21 protein-coding genes are annotated in these 24,293 nt (G+C 67.2%); 7 read left to right on the top strand and 14 right to left on the bottom strand.

Going from position 1 to position 24,293, the window contains the following annotated elements; all coding sequences use genetic code 11:
- Positions 1 to 22: 22 nt before the first annotated feature.
- Positions 23 to 1,834: a methyl-accepting chemotaxis protein gene (locus RD110_RS03885; RefSeq protein WP_076196861.1), complete on the bottom strand. Its 1,812-nt coding sequence runs from the start codon at positions 1,832 to 1,834 to the stop codon at positions 23 to 25.
- Positions 1,835 to 2,228: 394 nt separating this feature from the next.
- Here RD110_RS03885 and trpE point away from each other — a divergent pair, with 394 nt between their 5' ends.
- The 7 genes from trpE to RD110_RS03850 all read left to right on the top strand — a co-directional run bounded on the left by trpE (position 2,229) and on the right by RD110_RS03850 (position 8,787).
- On the top strand, positions 2,229 to 3,728 hold the full coding sequence (gene trpE / locus RD110_RS03880; protein WP_076196859.1) for an anthranilate synthase component I: 1,500 nt from the start codon (positions 2,229 to 2,231) through the stop codon (positions 3,726 to 3,728).
- Complete coding sequence (locus RD110_RS03875; protein ID WP_076196857.1) at positions 3,725 to 4,045, top strand: chorismate mutase; 321 nt, start codon at positions 3,725 to 3,727, stop codon at positions 4,043 to 4,045. The genes trpE and RD110_RS03875 overlap by 4 nt, the downstream gene beginning before the upstream one ends.
- Before the next feature lie 3 nt (positions 4,046 to 4,048).
- Complete coding sequence (locus tag RD110_RS03870; protein ID WP_076196855.1) at positions 4,049 to 4,615, top strand: aminodeoxychorismate/anthranilate synthase component II; 567 nt, start codon at positions 4,049 to 4,051, stop codon at positions 4,613 to 4,615.
- 123 nt (positions 4,616 to 4,738) lie between these two features.
- Complete coding sequence (gene ltaE, locus RD110_RS03865) at positions 4,739 to 5,731, top strand: low-specificity L-threonine aldolase (protein ID WP_083686626.1); 993 nt, start codon at positions 4,739 to 4,741, stop codon at positions 5,729 to 5,731.
- A gap of 14 nt (positions 5,732 to 5,745) precedes the next feature.
- Positions 5,746 to 6,411, top strand: coding sequence for a LysE family translocator (locus RD110_RS03860; RefSeq protein WP_076196851.1), 666 nt, complete (start codon positions 5,746 to 5,748; stop codon positions 6,409 to 6,411).
- Between the two features lie 16 nt (positions 6,412 to 6,427).
- On the top strand, positions 6,428 to 7,462 hold the full coding sequence (gene trpD / locus RD110_RS03855; RefSeq protein ID WP_076196849.1) for an anthranilate phosphoribosyltransferase: 1,035 nt from the start codon (positions 6,428 to 6,430) through the stop codon (positions 7,460 to 7,462).
- A gap of 74 nt (positions 7,463 to 7,536) precedes the next feature.
- Positions 7,537 to 8,787, top strand: a complete 1,251-nt coding sequence (locus RD110_RS03850) for a DUF2254 domain-containing protein (RefSeq protein ID WP_076196847.1) — start codon at positions 7,537 to 7,539, stop codon at positions 8,785 to 8,787.
- Positions 8,788 to 8,819: 32 nt separating this feature from the next.
- On the opposite strand, the gene RD110_RS03845 is transcribed toward RD110_RS03850, so the two are convergent.
- The 13 genes from RD110_RS03845 to RD110_RS03785 form a co-directional block, all read right to left on the bottom strand.
- Positions 8,820 to 9,878, bottom strand: a complete 1,059-nt coding sequence (locus RD110_RS03845; protein ID WP_076196845.1) for an ABC transporter ATP-binding protein — start codon at positions 9,876 to 9,878, stop codon at positions 8,820 to 8,822.
- Between the two features lie 32 nt (positions 9,879 to 9,910).
- Entirely contained in the window at positions 9,911 to 11,812 is a 1,902-nt protein-coding gene (locus RD110_RS03840; RefSeq protein WP_239467165.1) for an ABC transporter permease, read from the bottom strand.
- Positions 11,813 to 11,901: 89 nt separating this feature from the next.
- Positions 11,902 to 12,936, bottom strand: a complete 1,035-nt coding sequence (locus RD110_RS03835) for an ABC transporter substrate-binding protein (RefSeq protein WP_204250021.1) — start codon at positions 12,934 to 12,936, stop codon at positions 11,902 to 11,904.
- 73 nt (positions 12,937 to 13,009) lie between these two features.
- Positions 13,010 to 13,786: an inositol monophosphatase family protein gene (locus RD110_RS03830; protein ID WP_076196843.1), complete on the bottom strand. Its 777-nt coding sequence runs from the start codon at positions 13,784 to 13,786 to the stop codon at positions 13,010 to 13,012.
- Between the two features lie 2 nt (positions 13,787 to 13,788).
- Positions 13,789 to 14,640 carry a 5-deoxy-glucuronate isomerase gene (iolB, locus tag RD110_RS03825; protein ID WP_076196841.1) on the bottom strand — a complete coding sequence of 284 codons (852 nt, stop codon included), beginning with the start codon at positions 14,638 to 14,640 and terminating at the stop codon, positions 13,789 to 13,791.
- A gap of 1 nt (position 14,641) precedes the next feature.
- On the bottom strand, positions 14,642 to 15,568 hold the full coding sequence (iolE, locus tag RD110_RS03820) for a myo-inosose-2 dehydratase (RefSeq protein ID WP_076196839.1): 927 nt from the start codon (positions 15,566 to 15,568) through the stop codon (positions 14,642 to 14,644).
- Positions 15,565 to 17,442, bottom strand: a complete 1,878-nt coding sequence (iolD, locus tag RD110_RS03815; protein WP_076196837.1) for a 3D-(3,5/4)-trihydroxycyclohexane-1,2-dione acylhydrolase (decyclizing) — start codon at positions 17,440 to 17,442, stop codon at positions 15,565 to 15,567. The genes iolE and iolD overlap by 4 nt, the downstream gene beginning before the upstream one ends.
- A complete protein-coding gene (locus RD110_RS03810; RefSeq protein ID WP_076196835.1) occupies positions 17,439 to 19,397 on the bottom strand; it encodes a bifunctional 5-dehydro-2-deoxygluconokinase/5-dehydro-2-deoxyphosphogluconate aldolase in 1,959 nt (652 codons plus the stop codon). Before RD110_RS03810 ends, iolD begins: the two co-directional genes overlap by 4 nt.
- Before the next feature lie 146 nt (positions 19,398 to 19,543).
- Positions 19,544 to 20,077, bottom strand: a complete 534-nt coding sequence (locus RD110_RS03805; protein ID WP_076196833.1) for a hypothetical protein — start codon at positions 20,075 to 20,077, stop codon at positions 19,544 to 19,546.
- On the bottom strand, positions 20,074 to 20,937 hold the full coding sequence (locus RD110_RS03800) for an ABC transporter permease (RefSeq protein ID WP_157900051.1): 864 nt from the start codon (positions 20,935 to 20,937) through the stop codon (positions 20,074 to 20,076). The genes RD110_RS03805 and RD110_RS03800 overlap by 4 nt, the downstream gene beginning before the upstream one ends.
- Positions 20,934 to 21,797, bottom strand: coding sequence for an ABC transporter permease (locus tag RD110_RS03795; RefSeq protein WP_204250020.1), 864 nt, complete (start codon positions 21,795 to 21,797; stop codon positions 20,934 to 20,936). The genes RD110_RS03800 and RD110_RS03795 overlap by 4 nt, the downstream gene beginning before the upstream one ends.
- 2 nt (positions 21,798 to 21,799) lie before the next feature.
- Entirely contained in the window at positions 21,800 to 22,951 is a 1,152-nt protein-coding gene (locus tag RD110_RS03790) for an ABC transporter substrate-binding protein (protein WP_083686090.1), read from the bottom strand.
- Positions 22,952 to 22,985: 34 nt separating this feature from the next.
- Entirely contained in the window at positions 22,986 to 24,086 is a 1,101-nt protein-coding gene (locus RD110_RS03785; RefSeq protein ID WP_076196829.1) for an ABC transporter ATP-binding protein, read from the bottom strand.
- Positions 24,087 to 24,293 lie beyond the last annotated feature (207 nt).

Here is a 24,293-nt window from a genome sequence, read left to right as displayed (position 1 = left end):
GTTCAAACGGCGCAGATCGCCGTCAGAAACTGGTCCAGTCGTCGTCGCCACCGGCAGGCACTGCCGGCCTGGACGCATGGCTGAGTGCGGGTGGTTTGCTGCGCGCCGCGGCGGAGGCGCGCTCGACCGAGCTGCCAACCCGGGGCGCGGGCGGGACGGCCTTCACTCCAGCGGCTGCCGCGGGCCGCGGTGCCGGCTTCGGAGACGGCTTCACAGGCGGCGTGACGGCTGGCGCCACCCGGTGGGGCGCCGGCGCAGGCCTGGCCGCGCCGAACGCCATGGACGCGGCACCGGCGGAGAGCTTGAACACCGACACCGCCTGCACCAGTTGCTCGGCCTGGGTCTGCAGGCTGCCGGCGGCCGCGGCGGACTCCTCCACCAGCGCGGCGTTCTGCTGCGTGGCCTGGTCCATCTGCGTGACCGCCTCGCCGACCTGGGCCACGCCCTGGCTCTGCTCGGTGCTGGCCGCGCTGATCTCGCCCATGATGTCGGTCACGCGGCGGATCGACTGCACCACTTCGCTCATGGTGCTGCCGGCCTGGTCCACCAGTTGCGTGCCGTGCTCGACACGGCCCACGCTGTCGGAGATCAGCAACTTGATTTCCTTGGCCGCATCGGCGCTGCGCTGCGCCAGGCTGCGCACTTCGCTGGCCACCACGGCAAAACCGCGGCCCTGCTCGCCCGCACGGGCCGCTTCGACCGCCGCGTTCAGCGCCAGGATGTTGGTCTGGAACGCGATGCCATCGATCACGCTGATGATGTCGGAAATCTTCTTCGAGCTGTCGTTGATGCCCTTCATGGTCTCGACCACGCGGCCGACCACCTCGCCGCCCTGCACGGCCACGTTGGAAGCGCTCTGCGCGAGCTGGTTCGCCTGGCGCGCGTTGTCGGCGTTCTGGCGCACGGTGGAACTCAGCTGCTCCATCGACGCGGCGGTCTGCTGCAGGGCCGACGCCTGCTGTTCGGTGCGTGCGGAGAGGTCGTTGTTGCCCTGGGCGATCTGGGCGCTCGCCGTGGCCACGCCCTCCGCGCCGCTGCGCACGCCGGCCACCACGCGAGAAAGGTTGGCCTGCATGTCCTTCAGAGCGTTGAGCAGTTCGGCGGCTTCGTCCTTGCCGTCGATGGCGACGTTCTCGGTCAGGTCGCCATCGGCGATCAGGCGGGCGCTGGTCGAGGCCTGATCGATCGGGCGGACGATGGAACGCGTGAGCAGGTAGGCGAAGAACATGCCCAGCAACACGGCCATCACGCCACCCCCGATCAGGATCGACCGGCCCTGCGCGGCGTTGGCTTCGGCGGCGGACAAGGCGTCGTCGTACATTTTCTGTTGACGCTGCTCCAGCACGCCAATGCTGCCGCTGTAGGCGACGGCCAGCGGCTGCAGCACGCGATCGAGATCTTCGCGCACCACGTCGCCGTCCACCTTGCGCTTGAACAGGGCCGCGCGCGGCGTGCGGTAGGCCTCGCGCGCGGCGTCGATGTCGGCGATCAGCTTCTTGCCGGCGTCGGCCACCACCAGTTCCAGCAGGCGCTTGCGCGACGCGACGGTGATCTCGGACGTCTTGTCCATGTCGGCCTGCCACATCGGAATGCGGCTGGTGTCGGCGTCCAGCAGCGCGGCGCGGGTGCGCACCCAGTTCAGGTCGATCGTCTGGCGCCACTGCACGGCCAGCTTGAGCTTTTCATTCTCGGTGGTGGCCAGGTTTCGGGTGGTGGCGGCCAGTTCCTGCAGTCGCCAGACGCCGGCGGCCGCGCAGGCGGCCAGGATCAGCAGGATCACGCCGAAGGCCAATGCCAGCCGCTTGCCGATGCGGATGTTTCTCAACGAATTCATGGTCAGGAATACCTTTTGGGATGGTGGAGCAGCCCGCCGGCCGTCATGGGTGAGCGCCGGCCGTCGACGCTGGAATCGAAAGGCATGGTAACCGAATGTTTCTCTCTTCGATTTATCGACCGATTCGATCCACCGCTTGAGCCCTGGGCGCAAATTCGTTTGCTACACTCTTCCACCATGTTCATTCAATGCACGATCAACGCAGGCACAGGCCGGGGAGCCTGGCTGTGGCGCAAGCCAACATCTGCGCGCACCTGATCCGCACGGCCGAGCCCGTGCCCCCGTGCCTCCCACCGTGAACTGGCGAGGCTTTGGTTTGAATGACAACAACGCCCCCGTGTTGTTGGCCCGGCACCCCAACTGATTTCGCCGGGCTCTCCTGAAAAGGTTCCCCGTGATCACCGAACTCGAATTCAAAAGCCTGGCCCAGGATGGGTACAACCGCATTCCGCTGATGGCCGAGGCCTTTGCGGACCTCGAAACGCCGCTGTCGCTCTACCTCAAGCTGGCCCATACCAAGGGCGGCGGCAAATACAGCTTCCTGCTCGAATCCGTGGTCGGCGGCGAGCGCTTCGGCCGCTACAGCTTCATCGGCCTGCCGGCCCGCACCGTGGTGCGCGCCAGCGGCTTCGGTGCCGAGGCGAAGACGGAAGTCGTGCGCGACGGCAGCGTCGTCGAGACGGCCGCCGGCAATCCGCTGGACTTCATCGCCGAATACCAGAAACGCTTCAAGGTGGCGCTGCGGCCCGGCCTGCCCCGCTTCTGCGGCGGCCTGGCCGGCTACTTCGGCTATGACGCGGTGCGCTACATCGAGAAGAAGCTCGAAGCCACCTGCCCGCCCGACACGCTGGGCTGCCCCGACATCATGATGCTGCAGTGCGAAGAGCTGGCCGTGATCGACAACCTCTCGGGCAAGCTCTATCTCATCGTCTACGCCGACCCGGCCCAGCCCGAGGCCTACGCCAACGCCAAGAAGCGGCTGCGCGAACTGAAGGAGCAGCTCAAGTACTCGGTGAGCGCGCCCATCGTCAAGCCGACGCAGAGCCACCCCACCGAACGCGAATTCGCCAAGGCCGACTACATCGCCGCCGTGGAGCGCGCCAAGGAACTGATCGCCGCGGGCGACTTCATGCAGGTGCAGGTCGGCCAGCGCATCAAGAAGCGCTACACCGAGTCGCCGCTCTCCCTGTACCGCGCGCTCAGGGCGCTGAACCCATCGCCCTACATGTTCTATTACCACATGGGCGACTTCCACATCGTCGCGGCCTCGCCCGAGATCCTGGTGCGCCAGGAATCGACGGCCGAAGGCCCGAAGGTCACCATCCGCCCGCTGGCCGGCACACGGCCCCGCGCGGCCGACCCGAAGCGCGACCTGGAAGTCGAGCAGGAACTGGTCAACGACCCGAAGGAACGCGCCGAACACGTGATGCTGATCGACCTGGCGCGCAACGACATCGGCCGCATCGCGAAGACCGGCAGCGTCAAGGTGACCGAGGCCTTCGCCGTGGAGCGCTACAGCCACGTGATGCACATCGTGAGCAACGTCGAAGGCCTGCTCAACGACGGCATGACCAGCATCGACGTGCTGAAAGCCACCTTCCCCGCCGGCACGCTGACCGGTGCGCCCAAGGTGCACGCGATGGAACTCATCGACCAATTGGAGCCGACCAAGCGCGGCCTGTACGGCGGCGCCTGCGGCTACCTGAGTTATGCCGGCGACATGGACGTGGCCATCACCATCCGCGCCGGCGTCATCAAGGACCAGACGCTCTACGTGCAGGCGGCGGCCGGCGTGGTCGCCGACTCGGTGCCCGAGCTTGAATGGAAGGAAACCGAGGCCAAGGCGCGGGCGCTGCTGCGCGCGTCCGAACTCGTCGAGGAGGGGCTGGAATGACATCGCCGGCACACCCCGCCGTCCAGCATTGCGAGACCATGGCCGATGTGCGCGCGCACATCGACGCGCTCGACGCGCGCATCGTGCCGCTGCTGGCCGAACGCAGCGGCTACGTGGCCCAGGCCGCGCGCATCAAGCAAAGCGCCGACCAGGTGCACGACCAGGCGCGCATCGACTTCATCGTCGACCGCGTCACGGCCATGGCCCGAGCCCAAGGCGCGCCGGAAGCCGTGGTCGAAGCCACCTACCGCGCCATGATCGACGCTTTCATCACCTTCGAACACGCCCAGTTCCAGCAACTGCGGCAGGGAGCCTGAGCCATGAAACTCTTGATGGTCGACAACTACGACAGCTTCACCTTCAACATCGTCCAGTACTTCGGTGAACTCGGCGCCGAGGTGGAGGTGTTCCGCAACGACGAGATCACGCTTGAGGGCATCGCCGCGCGTGCACCCGACCGGCTGGTGATTTCGCCCGGCCCGTGTTCGCCGGCCGAGGCCGGCATCTCGGTGGCAGCGATCCAGCATTTCGCGGGCAAGCTACCCATCCTCGGCGTGTGCCTCGGCCACCAGGCCATCGGCGCGGCCTTCGGCGGGCGCATCGTGCGTGCGCAGCAGTTGATGCACGGCAAGACCAGCGTCATCACCACCACGCAGCAAGGCGTGTTCGCCGGCCTGCCCGAACAGTTCACCGTGAACCGCTACCACTCGCTGGCCATCGAGAAAGAGACCTGCCCCGAGGTGCTGGCCGTGACCGCCCGCACCGACGACGGCGAGATCATGGGCGTGCGCCACAAGACGCTGGACATCGAGGGCGTGCAGTTCCACCCCGAGTCCATCCTGACCGAACACGGCCATGCGATGCTGAAGAACTTCCTGGTGCGCTGATCGCTTCTTTTTTCGTAGCAGCTTGCGCAGATAAAACCAACGCTGGAGGCCAATTTGGCATCAAACCCTGAAACTTCCCTGGTCGATCTGCGCAGCGACACCGTGACCCAGCCCACGCTGGCCATGCGCGACGCCATGAGCGCCGCGCCGCTCGGCGACGACGTGTTCGGCGACGACCCCACGGTCAATGCCCTGCAGACCACGCTGGCCGGACAGCTCGGCTTCGAGGCCGCGCTGTTCGTGCCCACGGGCACGCAGAGCAACCTCTGCGCGATCATGGCGCACTGCCAACGAGGCGACGAATACATCGTGGGCCAGATGCAGCACGCCTACCGCTGGGAAGGCGGCGGCGCGGCGGTGCTGGGCAGCGTGCAGCCGCAGCCGCTCGAACACCAGGCCGACGGCATGCTCGCACTCGCCGACATCGAGGCCGCGATCAAGCCCGACGACCCGCACTTCGCGCGCACCCGGCTGCTGGCGCTGGAGAACACGCTCGGCGGCAAACTGCTGCCGTTCGACCAGGTGCTGGCCGCCACCCAACTCGCGCAGCGGCGCGGCCTGGCGCGGCACCTGGACGGCGCGCGGCTGTTCAACGCGGCCACGGCACAGGCTGCGGCCAGCGGCGACGAAGTGTTGCACGAGGCACGCCGCATTGCCGGCTGCTTCGACAGCGTCTCCGTGTGCTTCAGCAAGGGCCTGGGCGCGCCCGTCGGCTCGGTGCTGTGCGGCCCGCGCGACTTCATCCAGCGCGCGCACCGCATCCGCAAGATGGTCGGCGGCGGCATGCGCCAGGCCGGCGTGCTGGCGGCGGCGGCCTTGTTCGCGCTCGAAAACCACGTGGACCGGCTCGCCGAGGACCACGCGCATGCACGACGGCTGGCCGACGGCCTGGCCGGCATCGAAGGCCTGAATGTGCAGACGCCGCAGACCAACATCCTGTTCGTCGAACTCACCGGCGCCGCGCGCGAACGCTCCGCCGAACTGCTGGCGCACCTGAAGGCGCATGGCGTGCTGGCGCTCGGCCTGTACCAGTTGCGTTTCGTGACCCACCTCGACGTGGACGCCGCCGGCATCGACCGCGCGATCGCCGCCGTGCGTTCGTTCTTCAAGCCCTGAGCGGAACCACCGCCATGCCGGACCTGCACCACCTGCTGCTGTTCGTCGCCGCCGGCCTGCTGCTGAACCTCACGCCCGGCCCCGACGTGCTCTACATCGTGACGCATGCCTTGCGCTCCGGCGTGCGGGCGGGCATCGTCGCCGGCTTCGGCATCACCGCGGGCTGCTTCGTGCACATCTTCGCCGCCGCCGTGGGTGTGAGCGCGCTGATGGCGGCGTCGAGCACGGCCTTCACGGTTTTGAAATGGGCCGGCGCGGCCTACCTCTTGTGGATCGGCCTGCGCATGTTGTTCGCGCGCCCTTCGCCCGGCGCCTCAAAAACTCCTGATTTGATAGCATCCTCCGCCGATGGATCAAGCGCCAGCGGCCTGAAAGGCGTATTTTTCGGTGGCTTCTGGACCAATGTGCTGAACCCGAAGGTGGCGCTGTTCTTCCTGGCCTTCTTGCCGCAATTCATCGCGCCAGGCACGGCCAACACGCCATTGGCCTTCCTGCTGCTGGGCAGCCTGTTCAACTTCAACGCCATCTTCGTCAACGTCGGCTGGGCCGTGCTCGCCGCCTGGATGGCCCGACGCATGGGCACCGTGCAGCGCGCCATGCGCTGGCTCGACCGCTTTGCCGGCGCCATGTTCATTGCCTTCGGCGTCAAGCTCGCGCTGACCGACGCCCCCACACGCTAAACCCGAGGAGACCGCCATGCCCGACAGCCACAAGATCACGCCGCAGGAAGCCCTGCAGCGCACCATCGAACACCGTGAGATCTTCCACGACGAGATGCTGCACATCATGCGGCTGATCATGAGCGGCGAGATGTCGCCGGTGATGATGGCCGCGCTGATCACCGGCCTGCGCGTGAAGAAGGAAACCATCGGCGAGATCACGGCCGCGGCGCAGGTGATGCGCGAATATTCGACCAAGGTGCATGTGGCCGACGCGACCCACCTGGTCGACATCGTGGGCACCGGCGGCGACGGCTCGCACACCTTCAACATCAGCACCTGCAGCATGTTCGTGGCCGCCGCCGCGGGCGCCAAGGTCAGCAAACACGGCGGGCGCAGCGTGAGCAGCAGCAGCGGCAGCGCCGACGTGCTGGAGAGCCTGGGCGTGAACATCAACCTCACGCCCGCGCGCATCGCCGACTGCATCGCCGAGGTCGGCATCGGCTTCATGTTCGCGCCCAACCACCACCCGGCCATGAAAAACGTGGCGCCGGTGCGCAAGGAGCTCGGCGTGCGCACCATCTTCAACATCCTCGGCCCGCTGACCAACCCGGCCGGTGCGCCGAACATCCTGATGGGCGTGTTCCATTCCGACCTGGTCGGCATCCAGGTGCGCGCGCTGCAGCGCCTGGGCGCCGAACACGCCATCGTGGTCTACGGCAAGGACGGCATGGACGAGGTCAGCCTCGGCGCAGCCACCGTGGTCGGCGAACTCAGGAACGGCGAGATCACCGAATACGAGATCCACCCCGAAGACTTCGGCATGACCATGGCCAGCCACCGCTCCCTGCGTGTGGACACCCCCGCCGAATCGCGCGCGATGCTGCTCGGCGTGCTCGACGACAAACGCGGCCCGGCGCGCGACATCGTGATCCTGAACGCGGGTGCGGCGCTGTATGCGGCGAACGTGGCGGCATCAATGCCGGAAGGGTTTGCACTGGCGCGCCAGGCGATCGAATCGGGGGCGGCGCGGGCGAAGTTGCAGGCGCTGGTGGAGGCTAGCCAGCGCTGAGCCGCCAGGTGCGCACGGCCTTGCCGGCGCCCTCCAAAAAGCTGGTTTCGGATCGCTTGGCTATCATGCCTCGCATGTCCGAGAAAATCATCTACCTGCTGCAGCGGATCCTGCGGAAGACTTGGTGGCGCTGCGCACTGTTCTCGCTGTTCGCCGTGCTGGCCGTTGTGCTGTCCACCGTGCTCGGGCCGTACATCGCACAGGACGTGGCACTGAAGCTCGGTTCGGACTCGATCGACAGCCTGCTGAACATCCTGGCCTCCAGCATGTTGACGGTGGCCATCTTTTCGGCGAGCACCATGGTGTCCGCATTCGGCGCGGTGGCCAACAGCGCCACGCCGCGGGCCTCGCAACTCCTGATCGAAGACACCACGATCCAGAACACGCTGGCAGCCTTCATCGGTGCGTTCCTGTACAGCGTCATCGCACTCGTCGGCCTGCACGCGCACATCTACGGCGATGGCGGGCGGCTGGTGCTGTTCGGTTTCACGGTGGCGATGCTGTTGCTGGTGGTGATCGTGCTGCTGCGCTGGATCGACTACCTCTCGGTCCTGGGCCGGCTCGGGGAAACCATTCGCCGCGTCGAAGCCGCCACCATCAAGGCCATGAACCAGCGCCTCGAGAAGCCGTTCCTCGGCGGCCAGCGCCAGCCCCCCGGCGCACGCGGCGCCAACGAGGTGATGGCCACCACCACCGGCTTCGTGCAGCATGTGTCGATGGACCTGCTGCAGACCCGAGCAAAGCAGCTGGGTGCGCCGCTGCACCTGCATGTGTTGCCCGGTGCCTTCGTCGAGCCCACGATGGCCCTGGCCAGCAGCGACGGGCCCCTGGACGATGACGCGCGCAAGGCCGTCCAGGACGCCGTGCTGATGGGGCCCGGCCGCACCTTCGACCACGACCCGCGCTTCGGCCTGGTGGTGATGGGCGAAATCGCCGCAAGGGCGCTGTCGGCGGCCGTCAACGACCCGGGCACCTCGTTCGACGTGCTCGCCACGGGCGTCAAGGTCCTCGGTCACTGGTCGGCGGAGAGACAACGCCATGACGCCGCCGGCCAGCCCGTGGTGGCGTTCGAAGACGTGACCGTGCCGGGCCTGCGCGAGGCCGGCATGCTCGAGGATGTGTTCACGCCGATCGCGCGCTACGGCGCGGAGGCGGTCGAGGTCGGCATCACGCTGCAGCGCGCCCTGCGCTCGGTGAGCCGTTTGGGCGGCGATCTCCCCGAAGCGGCACGCGTGCTGTCACGCTACGCGCTGGAGCGTGCAGCCCACGGCGGCCTCGGTGAAGGCGACCTGGCCCTGCTGCGAGCCGCCGCCGAAGGTCATTAGCGACGGTGTTGGCAGCCTTGGCAGCCAGACACCTAGCGACTGGTTACCCGCGCATCCGCTGGCGCAAAATGCACCCCCACCTGCTGCCCCGGCCCGGCCACCGGCTGCAGCGCGTCGCTGAACACCAGCAACTCGCCCAGCGGCGTGGCCACCAGGCTTTCCATGCGGCTGCCGAGATAGGCCTGCCGCAGCACCTGCCCCGGCAGCACACTGCCCTCCACCTCGCCCAGCCGGATGCGGTGCGGACGGATGGCGAGTGCCACCGGCCCTTCCGCCATGCCCTTCGGCGGCAGCACCGGCACGTCGACCCCTGCGGCGCGGAAGAAGTGCTGGCCTCCCACCTGCACCAGGTCGCCGTTGATCAGGTTCGCGTCGCCGATGAAATCGGCGATGAACCGCGTGGCCGGTGCTTCGTAGAGTTCGTGGGGCGCGCCCATGGCGGCGATGCGACCCTTCTCCATGACCACGATGCGGTCGCTCACGGCCAGGGCTTCTTCCTGGTCGTGCGTGACGTAGACCACGGTGAGGTTCAGGCTTTGCTGCAGGTCGCGGATGTCCTGGCGCACCTTGCGGCGCAGCTTGGCGTCGAGGTTGGACAGGGGCTCGTCGAACATCAGCACCGCCGGCTCCAGCACCAGTGAGCGTGCCACGGCCACGCGCTGCTGCTGGCCGCCGGAGAGCTGCGACGAGAGCCGGTCGCCAAGGTCGGCGATGCCCAGCAGTTCCATCTTGGCACGCGCCATCTCGACGGCCTGCGGCTTCTTCACGCCGGACGCGGTCAGGCCGTAGCAGACGTTGTCGAGCACCGTCATGTGCGGGAACAGCGCATACGACTGGAACACCAGGCTCACGTCGCGCTGGTTGGCCGACATGCCGGTCACATCGCGGCCGTCGATGCGGATCGTGCCCTCCGAGGGCAGCTCCAGCCCCGCGATCAGGCGCAGCAGCGTGGTCTTGCCGCAGCCCGAAGGGCCGAGCAGCGTGACCAGTTCCCCCTTGCCGATGCGCAGGTCCAGCGGATGCAGCACCACGACCGGGCCGAAACGTTTGACCACCTGCTTGAACTCCACTGCCACCGTGGTCTGCGCCATATTGCTTTCTCCCGTGTTCCGATTCGAATCCATCATGTGCCCACCGCGGCGCGCCGCCCCAGATCGGCCGTGCCGACCAGCCGCTGGATCATCAGCACGCAGAACAGCATGATCACGATCAGCACCGACGAATAGGCGATGGCCAGCGCGTATTCACCCGCATCTACGCGGCCGGCGATGTAGACCGTGGCCAGGTTGTGCCGCGCGGTGGCCAGGAAGATCACCGCGCTCACCGCGGTGATGGCATGCGTGAAGCCGAACACCGTGCTGGCGATGATGGCCGGGCGCAGCAGCGGCAGCACCACCTTGATGAAGGTGCGCGAGGTGCTGGCGCGCAACGTGGCCGAAGCCTCGTCCAGTGACTTGTCGAGCTGCGACAGCGAGGCGATGGTGGAGCGCACGCCCACCGGCATGTTGCGGAAGGTCAGGCACAGGACGATGATGGCGAAGCTGCCGGTGAACTCGAGCGGCGGCACGTTGAAGGCCACGATGTAGGCCACGCCGAGTACCGTGCCCGGCACGGCGAAGTTGACCATGGTCAGGAACTCGAAGCTGCGCCGCCCGACGAACACGTGGCGGCTCACCACATAGCCGGCCAGCACGCCGAAGGCCGTGGTCAGCGGCGCCGCCACCGCGGCCACGCCGAGGGTGGTGAACAGGCTGTCCCAGGCCGAGCCGGTGAGGTGCAGGCCACCGTCGAAATTGAAGCCGAAGCCCGTGCCGAAATGGGCCAGCGTGGGCGTGAGGTCGAAGCGGCCGATGTCCTTGACGAAGCCACCCACCAGGATCACGCCGTAGGCGATCACGGTCAGCAGCACCCACGGCGTGACAAGCGCGATCGCGCCCCACTTCACACCCTGTGGCAAGGGCGCGGGCACGCCGTTGTCGCCCTTGCCGCCCACCGAGGTGTACGACGCATTGCCCAGCCATTTCTGCTGCAGCGCGAAGACGCCCACGGTCAGCAGCAGCAGCGTCAAGGCCAGGATGGCGGCGCGGGACGCATCCTGCTGGGCACCGGCGATGGCGAAGAAGATCTTGGTCGAGAGCACCTCGAAGTTGCCCGACAGCACCAGCGGGTTGGCGAAGTCGGCCAGGCTTTCCACGAAGCCGAGCAGGAAGGCGTTGGCGATGGCCGGGCGCACCAGCGGCCAGGTCACGGTGCGGAACACATGCCAGGGCGTGCCGCGCAGCACCTGGCCGGCTTCCTCGAGCGTGGGGCTGACCAACCGCAGCGCCCCGCCGATCAGCAGGAAGGCCAGCGGCGTGAAGCTGATGGTCTGCGCCAGCAACACCCCGGGCAGCCCGTAGATCCAGCGCGAGCGCGGGATGCCGAACCATTCGCTGGCCAGTTGCGTGGCGATGCCGGTGCGGCCGAACAGGATGACGATGGCCAGGCCGATGACAAACGGCGGCGTGACCACCGGCAGGATCGACAGGATGCGCAGCCAGACCTTGTTGCGCCGCGCACCGCGCTCGGCCAGCAGCGCCAGCGCGAAGCCAAACAGGGTGCTCAGCCCGCCCGCGAGCACGGCCAGCGTCATGGAGTTGATGGCCACACCGCAGCGCACGTTGCCGGTGATGCAACCCGTGCCCCAGACGTCGGCGTTGAAGAAGCGGTCGGCCGCATTGCCCAGGCCCCAGGCACCGTTCTGGTCGATGAAGGCCGCAAGCAGCATGCGGCCGATCGGGTAGGCCACGAAGACCAGCAGCAGCAGCGACACCACGCAAACCACGCCGGAGATGGTCGCATCGTTCTTGAAGGCGCCGGCCCGCGCCGCGAACCAGCTGCCGATGCCGACCACGGCGCAGGCCACGCCGATGTTCAGCGAAGCCGAGGTCCATGGCATCAGCAGCACGCCGACGACCACCGCCGCGATGGTGAGCAGCCAGCCGTAGGGGTCGGCATGCGTGGCGGGACTGATCCGCGTGGTCATGGTGTTATTCACGCTGTTCGCTCAGGGTTGTGCACTGCCCCGGTCGGGGCAGGCCATTGAAGGAAAAAGGAAGCGAGAGTTCGGGCGACTTACTTGGGCAGTGCGCCGACTTCCTTGTCCCACTTGGCGAGCAGGCGCGAACGCTCGGCGGTCGATCCGTATTTCACAAAGTCGTAGTCGATGAGCTTGATTTCCGCGAACTTCGGCGCCTGGGCGGGCGTGGGCGCGGCCTTGTTGCTCGGCACCTGGTAGGCCTTGGCACCCACGGCAATACCCTGGGCCTCAGGCGTGAGCGCCCATTCATACCACTTCTTCGCATTGGCCATGTTCTTCGCACCCTTGACGATGCTCATGCTGCCGATCTCGTAACCCGTGCCTTCGCATGGCGCCACCACCTTGACCGGCGCGCCTTCGACGACCTGTGTCACCGCGTCATGCATGAAGGTGATGCCGACCATGCTTTCGCCGGTGGCCACCGCACGCGCCGGCGCGGCACCGGCCTTGGTGTACTGGTTGACGTTCTTGTGCAGCGCCTTGAGGTAGTCGAAGGCCTTGTCCTCGCCCATCACCTGCACCAGCGTGGCCAACATGTTGTAGGAGGTGCCCGAAGCGTTGGGATTGGCCACCTGCACCTCGCCCTTGAAGTCGGCCTTGGTCAGGTCGGCCCAGCACTTGGGCGCGGCCAGCTTGCGCTTGGCCAGCTCCTCGGTGTTGTAGCTGAAGCCCAGCGCACCCGCATAGACACCGACGGTACGGTATTTCGCGGCCTCGGCCTGCTTCACGGCCCAGGGCTGCAGTTCGGCCAGCTTGGGCGACTTGTAGGGTTCGGTCAGGCCTTCCTCGGCGGCCTGCAGGTGCGGATCGCCGGTGCCGCCCCACCAGATGTCGGCCTTGGGGTTGGCGGCTTCGGCCTTGATCTGCGCATAGGTCTCGCCCACGCTCTTGCGGGTCATCAGCACCTTGATGCCGGTGGCCTTCTCGAAGGCGGTGACCATCGGCCGGCACCATTCCTCCTGCACGTTGCAATACACCACCAGCTCTTCCGCGGCGCGCGCGGGAAAGCTCGCGAATGCGCCGGCGGCCATCACCGCCAGCGTCACCGATTTGAGGTTTGTCATCTTCATGTTTGTCTCCTGTCTTGTTGCCAACCTGCCCGCAACCCATTCTTGTTATGGCGGACCTTCAGACTAACCAGCTCTACTTCAAAGCGATACCCGTTAAAACGCCTATCTGCTCGGCCAGCGCCGCGTTCGTGGCCAGCACGGCATTCCCGCGGCGAAGTCCGCCGTCGGCCCAGAAGTCGTTGACGCGGCCGCCGGCTTCCTCCACCAGCAGCAGGCCCGCCGCCACGTCCCAGGCGTTGATGTGGGCCTCGGCATAAGCCTCGCTGCGGCCGGCGGCCACATAGGCCAGGCCGAGCGCGCCCGAACCCGCACGCCGCACGGAGCAGCCGGCCTCCATGCTGCGCTGGATGAGGCCGAGGTAGGTGGCGGTCGGCTCACGCGTTGACCAGCCGATCTCCACCGAAGCGGCCGGCAATTCCGTCTGGCTGCTAACCCTCATGCGCGCTCCGTTGCACCAGGCGCCCTGCCCGCGTTCGGCGATGAACAGTTCGTTGTGCATCGGCTCGAAGATGGCGCCGGCCTCCAGGCGGCCGTTCACCATCAGCCCCAGCGAGATGCAGAAATGCGGGATCTGCCGCGCGAAGTTGGCCGTGCCGTCGATGGGGTCGACGATCCACAGCCGCGCGCCGTCCACCGCGCCGCCGTCTTCCTCGCCGAGCACGCCGTCGCCAGGGAAGCGGCGCTCCACTTCGCCGCGCACGAAACGCTCGACGGCACCGTCGGTCACGGTCAGGTAGTCCTGCCGACCCTTGAGCGAATACGCGGGTTTGCGCGGGTCGTTGAAGGCTTCGCGCATCATCGTACCGGCGGCGCGCACGATCTCTTCGATGGCTTTGGTCACATCGCTCATGGTCAGGACGCCTTAGAAGGCGCGTAAGGGGTGGGTGGATTGGCCAGCATCCATTCGTGCGCCGGATCGTTCCTGAAGACCCAGAAGCGGTTCGGGCCGGCCATCACGTTGAGGTAGTACAGGTCGTAGCCGTGCGGCGCCACCACCGGGTGGTAGCCACGCGGCACCATGACCACGTCGTGGTCCTCCACGGCGCAGGCCTCGTCGAGGCTGCGGTCGTCGGTGTAGACGCGCTGGAAGGCGAAGCCCTGGGGCGGGTTCAGCCGGTGGTAGTAGGTTTCCTCGAGCTGCGTCTCGGTCGGCGGCGTCTCTCGGTCGTGCTTGTGCGGCGGGTAGCTGGACGAATGGCCGGCCGGCGTGATGACTTCCACCACCAGCAGGTGGTCGGCCGTGGGGTCGTCGTGCGGCAGGATATCGCACACGTAGCGCGTGTTGCTGCCCGCGCCGCGCACGCTGCGGCGCATGCTGGCCGGATCGATCACGCGCACCGCGCGCGGCGCTTCTCTCGCGTCCTTCCCCGCCGGCGCGGTGCACAGGGCGACTTCGGCATCACGGCTGGCGGTGATGCCCACGGCCTGGCCGCTTGGCACGAACACCGCCGCCGGCGCCACGGGTTCGAACACGCTGTTGCGCGTGCCCAGATGCGCAAACGTTTCGCCGTCCACCGTCACATCCACCGTGCCGGTGAGGACCACCAGGCATAACTCGTTGGTGCCGGTGTTCAGGCTTTCCTTTTCACCCGTTTTCAAGCGGATCGCGCGAAACCCAACGTAGCGCCATCCCGCGCGCGCGGGCGTGACGTTGACGATCTCGCGGCCCTCCGGCGCGGCCTTGGCAAGCAGTGGACTGACCATCTCAGGCCCCCTTCGCACCGAGGCGATCCACGAGGCTGCGCAGCGTCTCGTAGCCCTTCTTGGCATAGGCGTAACTCGGCGCCACGGCCGGGTCCTGCTCGGCCTCCACCACCAGCCAGCCCTGGTAGCCGGCGTCGCGCAGCGTGGTCAGCACGGCCTCGTAGTCGATCACGCCGTCGCCGGGTACGGTGAAGGTGCCGAAGAGCACGCCGTTGAGAAAGCTCCAGCCGTCGTTGCGCGCCTGGGCGATGACCTTGGGCCGCACGTCCTTGCAATGCACGTGCACCACGCGGGAGACGTGTTTCCTCAGCAGCGCGGCCGGATCGGCGGCGCCGCCGAAATAGGCATGGCCGGTATCGAACAGCAGGCCGACCTTGGCCGGATCGGTGAGGGCCATGAGCTGGTCCACGTCCTCGGGCGACTCGACATAGGCCCCCATGTGGTGGTGATACGCCAGGCGGATGCCATAGGTGGCGATCAGGTGGGCGCCGAAGGCATTCAGCCGCTCGGCATAGGCCTGCCAGGCCGCTTCGTTCGCAAAGCGCGGGCGCTTGGCCAGCGGCGTGTCGATCTGGCCCTGGATGGTGCCCGCACATTCGCCGTAGACGACGACCTTGACGTCGTTGTATTGCAGCTTGGCCATGTGGGCCTGGCAGCGTTCGATCTCGGCCTGTAATGCGTTGCCATCGCTGTCCTCGCCGAGAAAGCCCGAGTACCAGCCCGACACGCAGGCCAGGCCGAAGGCGTCGAGCTTGGCCTTGAGGCCGGGACCGTCCTTCGGGAACTTGTTGCCGAGCTCGAATCCCTCGTAGCCGATCTCCTTGCCTTCGGACAAGGCCGTCTCCAGCGCGGTCTCACCGCCGAGCGATGGCAGGTCGTCGTTCATCCAGCTCAGCGGATTCACGCCGATACGTACGTTCCAGTTCATGGATGCTGTCCTTGTTTTTCTTGCAGATATTGCGCGTGGGCGGCCTGCACCTCCAGGCGTTCCGATACCTCGGGAATCGCCACCTCCCACCAGCAGCCGCCGTCGTCGGTGGTGCGCGTGTGCGTGGTGTCGATGACGATGACCTGGGTGCGGCTGGCCGCGCGCGCGCGGGCCATCGCGGCCTTGAGCTCACCGATGCCGGCCACGTGCACCGCCTCGGCACCGAGGCTTCTCGCATGCATCGCGAAGTCGATCTCGGGCAGGCTGCCGGCCTCGTCGGCGCAGTCTTCGAGCATGTTGTTGAAGCGCGGGCTGCCGGAGGCGATCTGCAGCCGCTGAATACAGCCGTAGCCGCGGTTGTCGAGCACCACGATGATGAGCTTTCTGCCGAGCATCACCGAGGTGGCGATCTCGGAGTTCAGCATCAGGTACGAGCCGTCGCCGACCATCACGACGACTTCCTGCTCGGGCCGCGCCATCTTCACCCCCAGGCCGCCGGCGATCTCATAGCCCATGCACGAATAGCCGTATTCCATGTGGTAGTTGCCGGGGCGCGCCGCACGCCAGAGTTTGTGCAGTTCGGCTGGCAGGGTGCCGGCGGCACAGACCACCACGTCGCGGCTGTCGCTGTCCGCGGCCGAATCGCGCACGGCGCCGATCACCTCGGCGTCGTAGGGCACGGCCCCGGCGCTCTGCGGGTCGAAGGTGGTGACGGCGTCGACGCGTTCGGTCCAGCCCTGGGCGAAGTGTTCGGCGCGGGTGGTCCAGGCGGCGTCGGCGCGCCAGTCGCCCAACTGGTCCAGCATCAGCTGCGCCAGCGCGGTACGCGCATCGGCCACCAGTGTGGTGCTGTGCCATTTGCCGGCATCGGCCACCTGCACGTTCAGGCCGAGGATCGGCGTGCCCGCAAACAGGCTGTGCGATCCGGTGGTGAAATCCTGCAGGCGCGTGCCGATGGCGCACACCAGATCGGCCTCGCGCGCCAGGGTGTTGGCCGCAGGCGAACCGGTCACGCCGATGGCGCCGACGTTGAGCGTGTCGTTCCAGGCCAGGCTGCTCTTGCCGGCCTGCGTCTCCGCCACCGGAATGCCGCAACTGTGGGCGAACACCCGCAGCATCTCGCCCGCCTGGCTGTACAACACGCCGCCGCCGGCCACGATCAGCGGGCGGCGCGCGTTGCGCAGCAGGCTGGCGGCGCGGGCCAGCTCGCCCGCGTCGGCCGGTGCGCGGCGCACGCGCAGCACGGCCGGCCGCAGGAAGTCTTCCGGGCAGTCGAAGGCCTGGGCCTGCACGTCCTGCGGCAGGGCCAGGCAGACCGGGCCGCACTGGGCCGGATCGGTCATGACCTGGATCGCCCGCGGCAGCGCGGTGAGGATCTGTTCCGGCCGGCTGATACGGTCGAAGAAGCGCGTGAGCGGGCGAAACGCGTCGTTCACGCTCACGTCGCCATGGCCGAAGTCCTCGAGCTGCTGCAGCACCGGGTCGGGCGCGCGCGAGGCGAAGGTGTCGCCGGGCAACAGCAGCACCGGCAGGCGGTTCACATGGGCCAGCGCCGCGGCCGTCAGCAGGTTGGTGGCACCCGGGCCGATGGAGGTGGTGACGGCCATCATGCGCTGGCGGAAATACGCTTTGCCATAGGCGATGGCGGCGTGGGCCATGCCCTGTTCGTTGTGCGCGCGGTAGGTCCTGAGGCTGGCCCGCTCGGCCCACAGGGCCTCGCCAAGGCCAGCCACATTGCCGTGGCCGAAGATGGAAAACACGCCGCCGCAATACGGCAGCACGCTGCCATCGTCCATCTCGATGCGCAACGCGGCCAGGTGCTTGACCAGCGCCTGCGTCATGGTGAGACGCTGGGTCTTGACGACGGTCTTCATGCCGGTCTTCCTTCCGTGGTTGCCTTGCGGCCACGCCAGGCGTCGACCAGCCGCGCGAAGTTGAGCGCCACTTCGTCGACCAGCCCCTGATCGCCCAGGCTGCCGCCAAGCCAGCGCTGCGCGGCCGAGGCCCACAGCGAACGCCCGACCATGAAGCCCTTGACGAGGGGATTGGTGGCCATGCGGAAGCTGTCGGCCAGCTCGGCCAGCGGCTGGTTCAGGCCGAGGATGACCGCGCCGCGGCATTGCGGATCGCGCGCGGCCACCAGTTCAGCGAGGGCCGACCACCCGGCCACCCCCATCGGCGCGAGCTTCCACCATTCGGGCCGGATGCCGAGGTTGTAGATGCGCTGCACCGCGCGCAGCACGGCGGCATCCACCGTGCCCGCCGGCGTCAATGCCGGCGGGCAGATGATCTCGAGCAGCAGCTCATGGCCGCTTTCGCGCGTGGCCTCCCACAGCTCCATGAGCTTGAGCTCCTGGGCCAGCCGCAGTTCGCATGCATCGTCCGGGTGGTAGTGCACCAGGCACTTCACGACTTGCTCGGCCGGCCAGGTGCGCAGCGCGCTGCCGATCGACAAGGTGCCGTCGAAGCGCAGCGGGCGCGAACCCGGCAACTCGACCGGACGGCCCACCCACCAGCCGCGGCCGGTGGCGTCGGCCAGCGCGTCGAAGCCGTAGTCGCCGCCATCGATCAGCACCCCGCCGCGACCCTGCAGGCCATGACTCTGCTCGACCTGGGCGAAGGCCTGCTGCAGCAGCTTCTTCAGTGCGGGAATGCGTTTTTCGCTGGCGCCTGCAGCCCGTGCCATCTCGAAGAACTGGCTGCGGTGGTCGAAGGCCATCACGTTGAGCTCGGGCCAGTCCCGGCGCGCAGCGGTGGTGCGGTGCAGGTGGGCCAATTGCCGGTCGGCATCGACCTTGGGGTTGCGGCTGCCGCCAAACCAGTGTGCGAGCTCGGCCGGCGTGGGCATGGCCGGCGCACAGGCGTGGCGCGAGACGACGATGGCACCGCAGGCGTTGGCCAGGCGCGCGGCGGACTCGAACCCCTCGCCGCGCAGGAAACCCGTCATCAGGCCGGCCGCGAATGCGTCGCCCGCACCGAGCACGTTCATGACCTCGATGCGTTCGCCCTGGACCGTCACCGCATCCTGGATCCGCGCCGGCACTTCGGCGGGAATGAAGCAACACCCCTGGGCACCCAGCTTGACGACCAGCGCAGCCTTGGACACGGCCCGCACCGCCCGCAGCGAGGCCAGCAGATCGCCGGGCACGCCACCGGCGATGAGGAACTCTTCCTCGGTGCCGATCAGCAGGTCGAATTCGGGCAACACGGCCTGCAGCTGCGCGGTGACGCTGGCATCGGCCACGAAGCGGTTCGCACCTTCGCCGCGCTTGGTCAGGCCCCAGAGCACGGGGCGGTAGTCGATGTCCAACACCCGCAGCAGCCCGTGCTTCCTGGCGTGGCCGAGTGCGGCGATGGATGCGGCGCGCACCGTGGGCGCACTCAGGTGCGTGCCGGTGATCAGCAGCGCGCGGCATTGCGCCAGGAAATCCTCGCGGATGGCCGTGGCGTCGATGGCCATGTCGGCGCAATTCTCGCGGTAGAACAGCAGCGGAAAGGTGTCGCGGTCCTTCAGGCCGAGCAACACCAGGCCGGTGAGGCGCTGCGGATCCAGCTGAACCTGGGAGGTATCGCAGCCTTCGCGCTGCAGGGTCTCGGTGAGGAAACGCCCCATCTGCTCGTCGCCCACCCGCGACACCATGGCCGCGCGCAGGCCGAGCCGGGCCACGCCGAAAGCGATGTTGGCGGAACTGCCGCCGAGGTATTTGGCGAAGGAGGAAACGTCCTCCAGCCGCGCACCGACCTGCTGCGCGTAAAGATCGACCGCCAGGCGGCCCAGGCAGGCCAGGTCGAACCGACGGCCGGAGGGGATGGACAGGGGTGCGGTCATGGGCGGCGAAGGAAATGAGGGGTGGGCACGGCTTGGCGACAGCTTACCAAATTCGGCTGAATTTTTTCATCGTGTTTTCCATTAGAAAATATATTCCATTTTTGGAAGACACCGATCGTTCGCTATTTCCAGCCGGCGGACAATGCTCAGTCGCGGGCGGTCGCCGACTTCAGCGGCGCGTCGAACACACACGCCCAGTCAGCGATCGGCGTGTGCTTGGAAGACAGGCAGACCGACAGGTGGTCGAACACCAGACGCCGGCCCCTGAAGCGCGCGCGCAGTGCCTCGACCAGCGCGCCTTGCCCCGGCTGCACCTGGCCGTAGGCCAGGCTCAGGTGCGGATAGGGCGACAAGCCTTCGGCCGTTCCGGTCGAGGCCTGCGCCTGGCGCTGCAGGCCGTCGAAAGCGGCATGGACGGCAAAGCGCAGGTACAGGCAACGAAAGAAGAAATCGCTGCGCTCCACCTCGCCGACCGGCCAGGTCTGGACCGGCCATGCGGCCGCCAGACCGCGCACGTGCCCGACCAGGACATCGAGCGGCAAGTCCAGGTCGCCCTGGATGGTGACGTGCGGCACGAAGGCGGGCTGGCCGAACTGCGGCGCGAGTTCGTCGACGAGCGCCTGCAGCTCGGCCGCGTCTGGCGCGGCGGGCATGAGCCAGATCGAATACTGGGGTTTCATTTGCCGACACCCGACAGCACATCGGCCTTGAGGAAGCGTTCCACGAACAGCATGAACAGCACCGAGGGCACGAGCAGCAGCAGCGCCGTGATGGAGGCAATCTGGTAGTTGCCCTCGAGGGCGGCGTTGAGCATGGTCAGCGGCAGCGTGCGCACGTTGGGCACACCGACGAAGAACGTGCCGGAGAACTCGTCGAGCGAGATCAGGAACACGAAGATGGCGCTGGCCATCAGCCCCGGCGCGGCCAGCGGCAGCGAGATCGTCAAGAACGCGCGCAGCGGCGAGGCCCCGAGGTTGCGCGCGGCCTCGACCTGTTCGCTGCCGATGGCGGCGAAGGTGGCCGAGGCGATCCACACGGCGAACACCAGCCCCTGGATGGCGTGCACCAGCATCACGCCGGCGATGGTGCCGGTCAGGCCCAGGCCGTAGAAGATGCGCGCGATGTTCAGGTGCACTGCGATCGTCGGGAACGCCTGCGGCAGCAGGAAGAACAGCAGGAACAGGCTGCGCAGCGGCAGGTCGCGCTTGGACAGGGCGTAACCGGCCGGAATGGCGATGGCCAGGCTGAGCAACACCGTGAGCACGGCGATCACCAGGCTGGTCCACAGCGCCTGCATGGCGCCAGCCTCGGGGCGGAACACCTTGGTCCAGAAGGCGAAGCCCCAGCGCACGGGCAGCTTGGCCGGGAAGTACCAGGCTTCGGTGACGGTCCAGATCAGCATGTTCAGCAGCGGGCCGAAGATGGCCACGGCCAACAGACCGATGAGCAGGCCGCGCACGATACCGCCGACGGCCGCCGGCATGCGGAACGCGCGTGGATGCAAGGGCGGAAGCGACGAAAGGGAAACGGGCTGGTTCATCGCGGCTTGCCTCCTTCGCGCAGGCCTTGCCTCAGGTAGAACCAGGCTGCCACGCCGCTCATGGCGAACGACACGAAACCGAGCGCATTGGCCACGCCGTAGTCGCCGTAGGAGTTGACGCGCCAGGCCATGTCCACCGTCAGCAAGGTGGGCGAGCCGGCCACGATCATCATCGGCACCGACAGGGCGGACAGCATGGTCACGAAGGACAGGATCAGCGCCACGAACACCGTGGACATCACCTGCGGCACGACGATCTCCAGCAGGATGCGAAAGCGCCCGGCCCCCAGGCCGCGGGCCGATTCGATCATGGAACGGTCCATCGAGGCCATGGCGCCGCTGATCAGCAGGGCCGCGAACGGCAACTGTTTCCACACGAAGGTGATGACCACGCCGCGCCAGTCGAGCAGGCTGATGGCATGCAGGGGATCGACCACGCCGAGCGACATCAGCGCATTGTTGAGCATGCCGTTCTTGGCCAGGAAAGTGCGCATCAGCTGCGCCGCCACCACGAACGGGATGAACAGCGGCCAGCGGTAGAGCCAGCGCAGGACGAACACGGCCCGCGGGTTCTCGCCGAGTGTGAGGTAGCCGGCGATGGCGATGGCCAACACGCCGACCAGCGCCGTCGCCAGCACCGTGACACCGGCCGTGAGCGCGATGTCGTTGCCGTAGAGCGAGAAAGCCTTCTGGAAATTGGCCAAGTCCCAGGCGCCGGTCGATTCATTACGGAATGCAAAGGCCAAGGACACCAGCAAGGGATAGACGAACAGCAGGCCGACCATGACCACGGCCGGCGCCATCAGCAACAAGGCTGGACCGAGCCGGCCGAGGCCGGAAGTACTGCTAAGCCGTGCCACGCTCAGTTCTGCACCTGAGCTTCGTATTGCTCGCGCAGGTCCTTGAAATAAGGCGCGAGCGGGAACGGCTTGCCGTTCTTGGCCAGGTCGGCGGGCGTGATGTCGACGAACAGCGAGTTCCACACCTTCGGATCGAGCGCGGGCTTGACGACGTTGGCGTCAATACCGGGATACCAGTTGAAACGCTTGACGATGCCCTCGGCCTGCACCTCGGGGCTGGTGGCCAGCGCGATGAACTTCTTGGCGAGATCGACGTTCTTGGCCTTGGCCGGAATCGCGTAGTAATACGGCTGGCCAGGCATGCCGGGCGACAGGATCTTCAGGCGCAGATTGGGTGCGAGCCGGCCTTCGGCCTTCCAGCTCTGGAACATGTCGACCCAGACCGGGCCCATGGCGATCTCGCCGCGGTTGAGCATGTCGAGCGTGCCGGCGTTGCCCGGCGTGAACACGACCTGCTGGTTGAAGGCCTTGAGGTCGGCGAAGGCCTTCTTCCAGCCGGCCGAGTTCTTCGCGTCGTACGGGCCCTGCTGCACGGCCTCGGGGTTGCCACCGTAGGCATACATCCAGCCGACCACGAAGGCCACGCCGGACATACCGTTCTTCAGGCCGTTGTAGCCGAAGGCCTTGGGGTTCTTGGCGACGAAAGCGCGCATCTCGTCGTACGAGCCGGGCGGGTTCTTCACCAGGTCGGGGTTGTAGGCGATGGCGGTCTGGCTTTCGAACATCGGCATCACGTAGCCGTCCACGTTCACACCCAGCGCCTGCTTGGCCGACTGGCTGACCGCGTATTTGCCGGTGGGAATGCTGTCGCGGTATTTCATGAGCAGGCCGTCCTGCACCATCTCGCCGGTCTTTTGCTGGTTGGGGATGACCACATCGGTGTCCCAGGCGGCGACACCGGCGCTTTTCTGCGCCTGCAGCTTCTCCAGCATCTTCTGCGAGCCGGCGTCGTCCGGGCCGGTGCCGACGACGCTGACCTTGACGCCGGGGTTCTGCTTCTCGAACAGCGGGCCGAGGTAATCGGTGATGTAGTCGACCATGTTCTGCGAGCCGCCGCTGATCACGTTCAGCGTGGTCTGGGCCTGGGCCAGCCCGCCATGGGCCCCCAGGGCGATGGCGATCGAGATCGCGAGGGAACGGTGCATGTTCTTCATGACGAAAACTCCTTCGATGATTAGAGAAACGAACTTATGCGTGCACGGCTGGCGCACGCTGCGGATCACGCGGGTAGACGTGCAGGTCGCCCGCAGGCACACAGACGGTGACATCGGCCCCATGGGGCACGGCGCTCGGGTGGTCGATGAAGAAGCTGCCGCTGGGCGTGGCCACCTCGCAGCGGTAGCCGCCGCCGAGGTAGCTCACCTGGCTGATGCGGCCGGGCAGTTGCAGCGCACCGTCGGGCGACGGACTCTCCAGCAGGAGCGACGCGCGTTCGCTGCGGAAATGCACTTGCACGGCGCCGTTTGCGCTATCGGTCATTTGGGCGCCACGCACGGCGGCGGCGGGTGCGCTCGGCACGCGCAGCGACACGCCGTCGCCCTGTCGGGTGGCCTCGCAATCGATGATGTTTTCCGCCCCCATGAAGGACGCCACATAGGGCGAGGCCGGCCGCTGGAACACGTCCTCCGGCGAGCCGATCTGCGCGATCCGGCCCTGGTCGAGCACCACCACCCGGTCGGCCATGACCATGGCCTCCTCGCGGTCGTGCGTGACGAGGATGGCCGTGAGGCCAAGCCGGCGCTGGATGGAACGGATCTCGTGGCGCATCTGCAGGCGGATGCGCGCATCGAGGTTGGACAGGGGCTCGTCGAGCAGCAGGATCTCGGGCTCGACCGCCAGCGCCCGGCCGAGCGCCACGCGCTGGCGCTGGCCGCCGGAGAGTGCGGTCACCGGCCGGTCTTCATAACCGGCCAGGCCCAGCATCTCGAGCAGCGCCGCCACACGGCGGCGGATCTCTGCCGGGGCCACCTTGCGCAGCTTGAGCCCATAACCCATGTTCTGCGCCACGTCCATGTGCGACCACAGGGCGTACGACTGGAACACCATGGCCATGCCGCGGCGCTCCGGCGGCTCGGCGAGGATGTCGCGCCCGTTCACCAGGATGCTGCCCCCGCTGGCCGGGTTGAAGCCCGACAGGGTGCGCAGCAACGTGGTCTTGCCGCAACCCGAGGCACCGAGCAACGCCATGAAGCTGCCGGGCTCGATGTCGAGGTCGATGCCCTTGAGCACCTCGTTGGCACCGTAGGCCACGCGCAGGCCGCGCACGGAAATTTTGGCTGGGGTCGGCATGGGCTGGACGTGTTCTTCCGGAGCTCGGTGTGTGTGAAACAGGATTGCAACGAAGCTGACACGGGCGGGTGCTGAAATTTCGCAATGTGGCAGCTTGGCGTGCGTCGGCATCGTCGCGGAAAATAATGTCCAAATCGTGACAGAACCGAAAATAGTTGCATTAGAAAAAACACTTAGAATATTTTTTCTGTTTTCTATTCAGCAGGA

The organism is Rhodoferax koreense, assembly GCF_001955695.1.
GTDB classification, from domain to species: Bacteria; Pseudomonadota; Gammaproteobacteria; order Burkholderiales; family Burkholderiaceae_C; genus Rhodoferax_B; species Rhodoferax_B koreensis.
The sequence above is the reverse complement of the archived record's forward strand: the minus strand, read 5'-3'. Positions and strand labels throughout refer to the sequence as shown.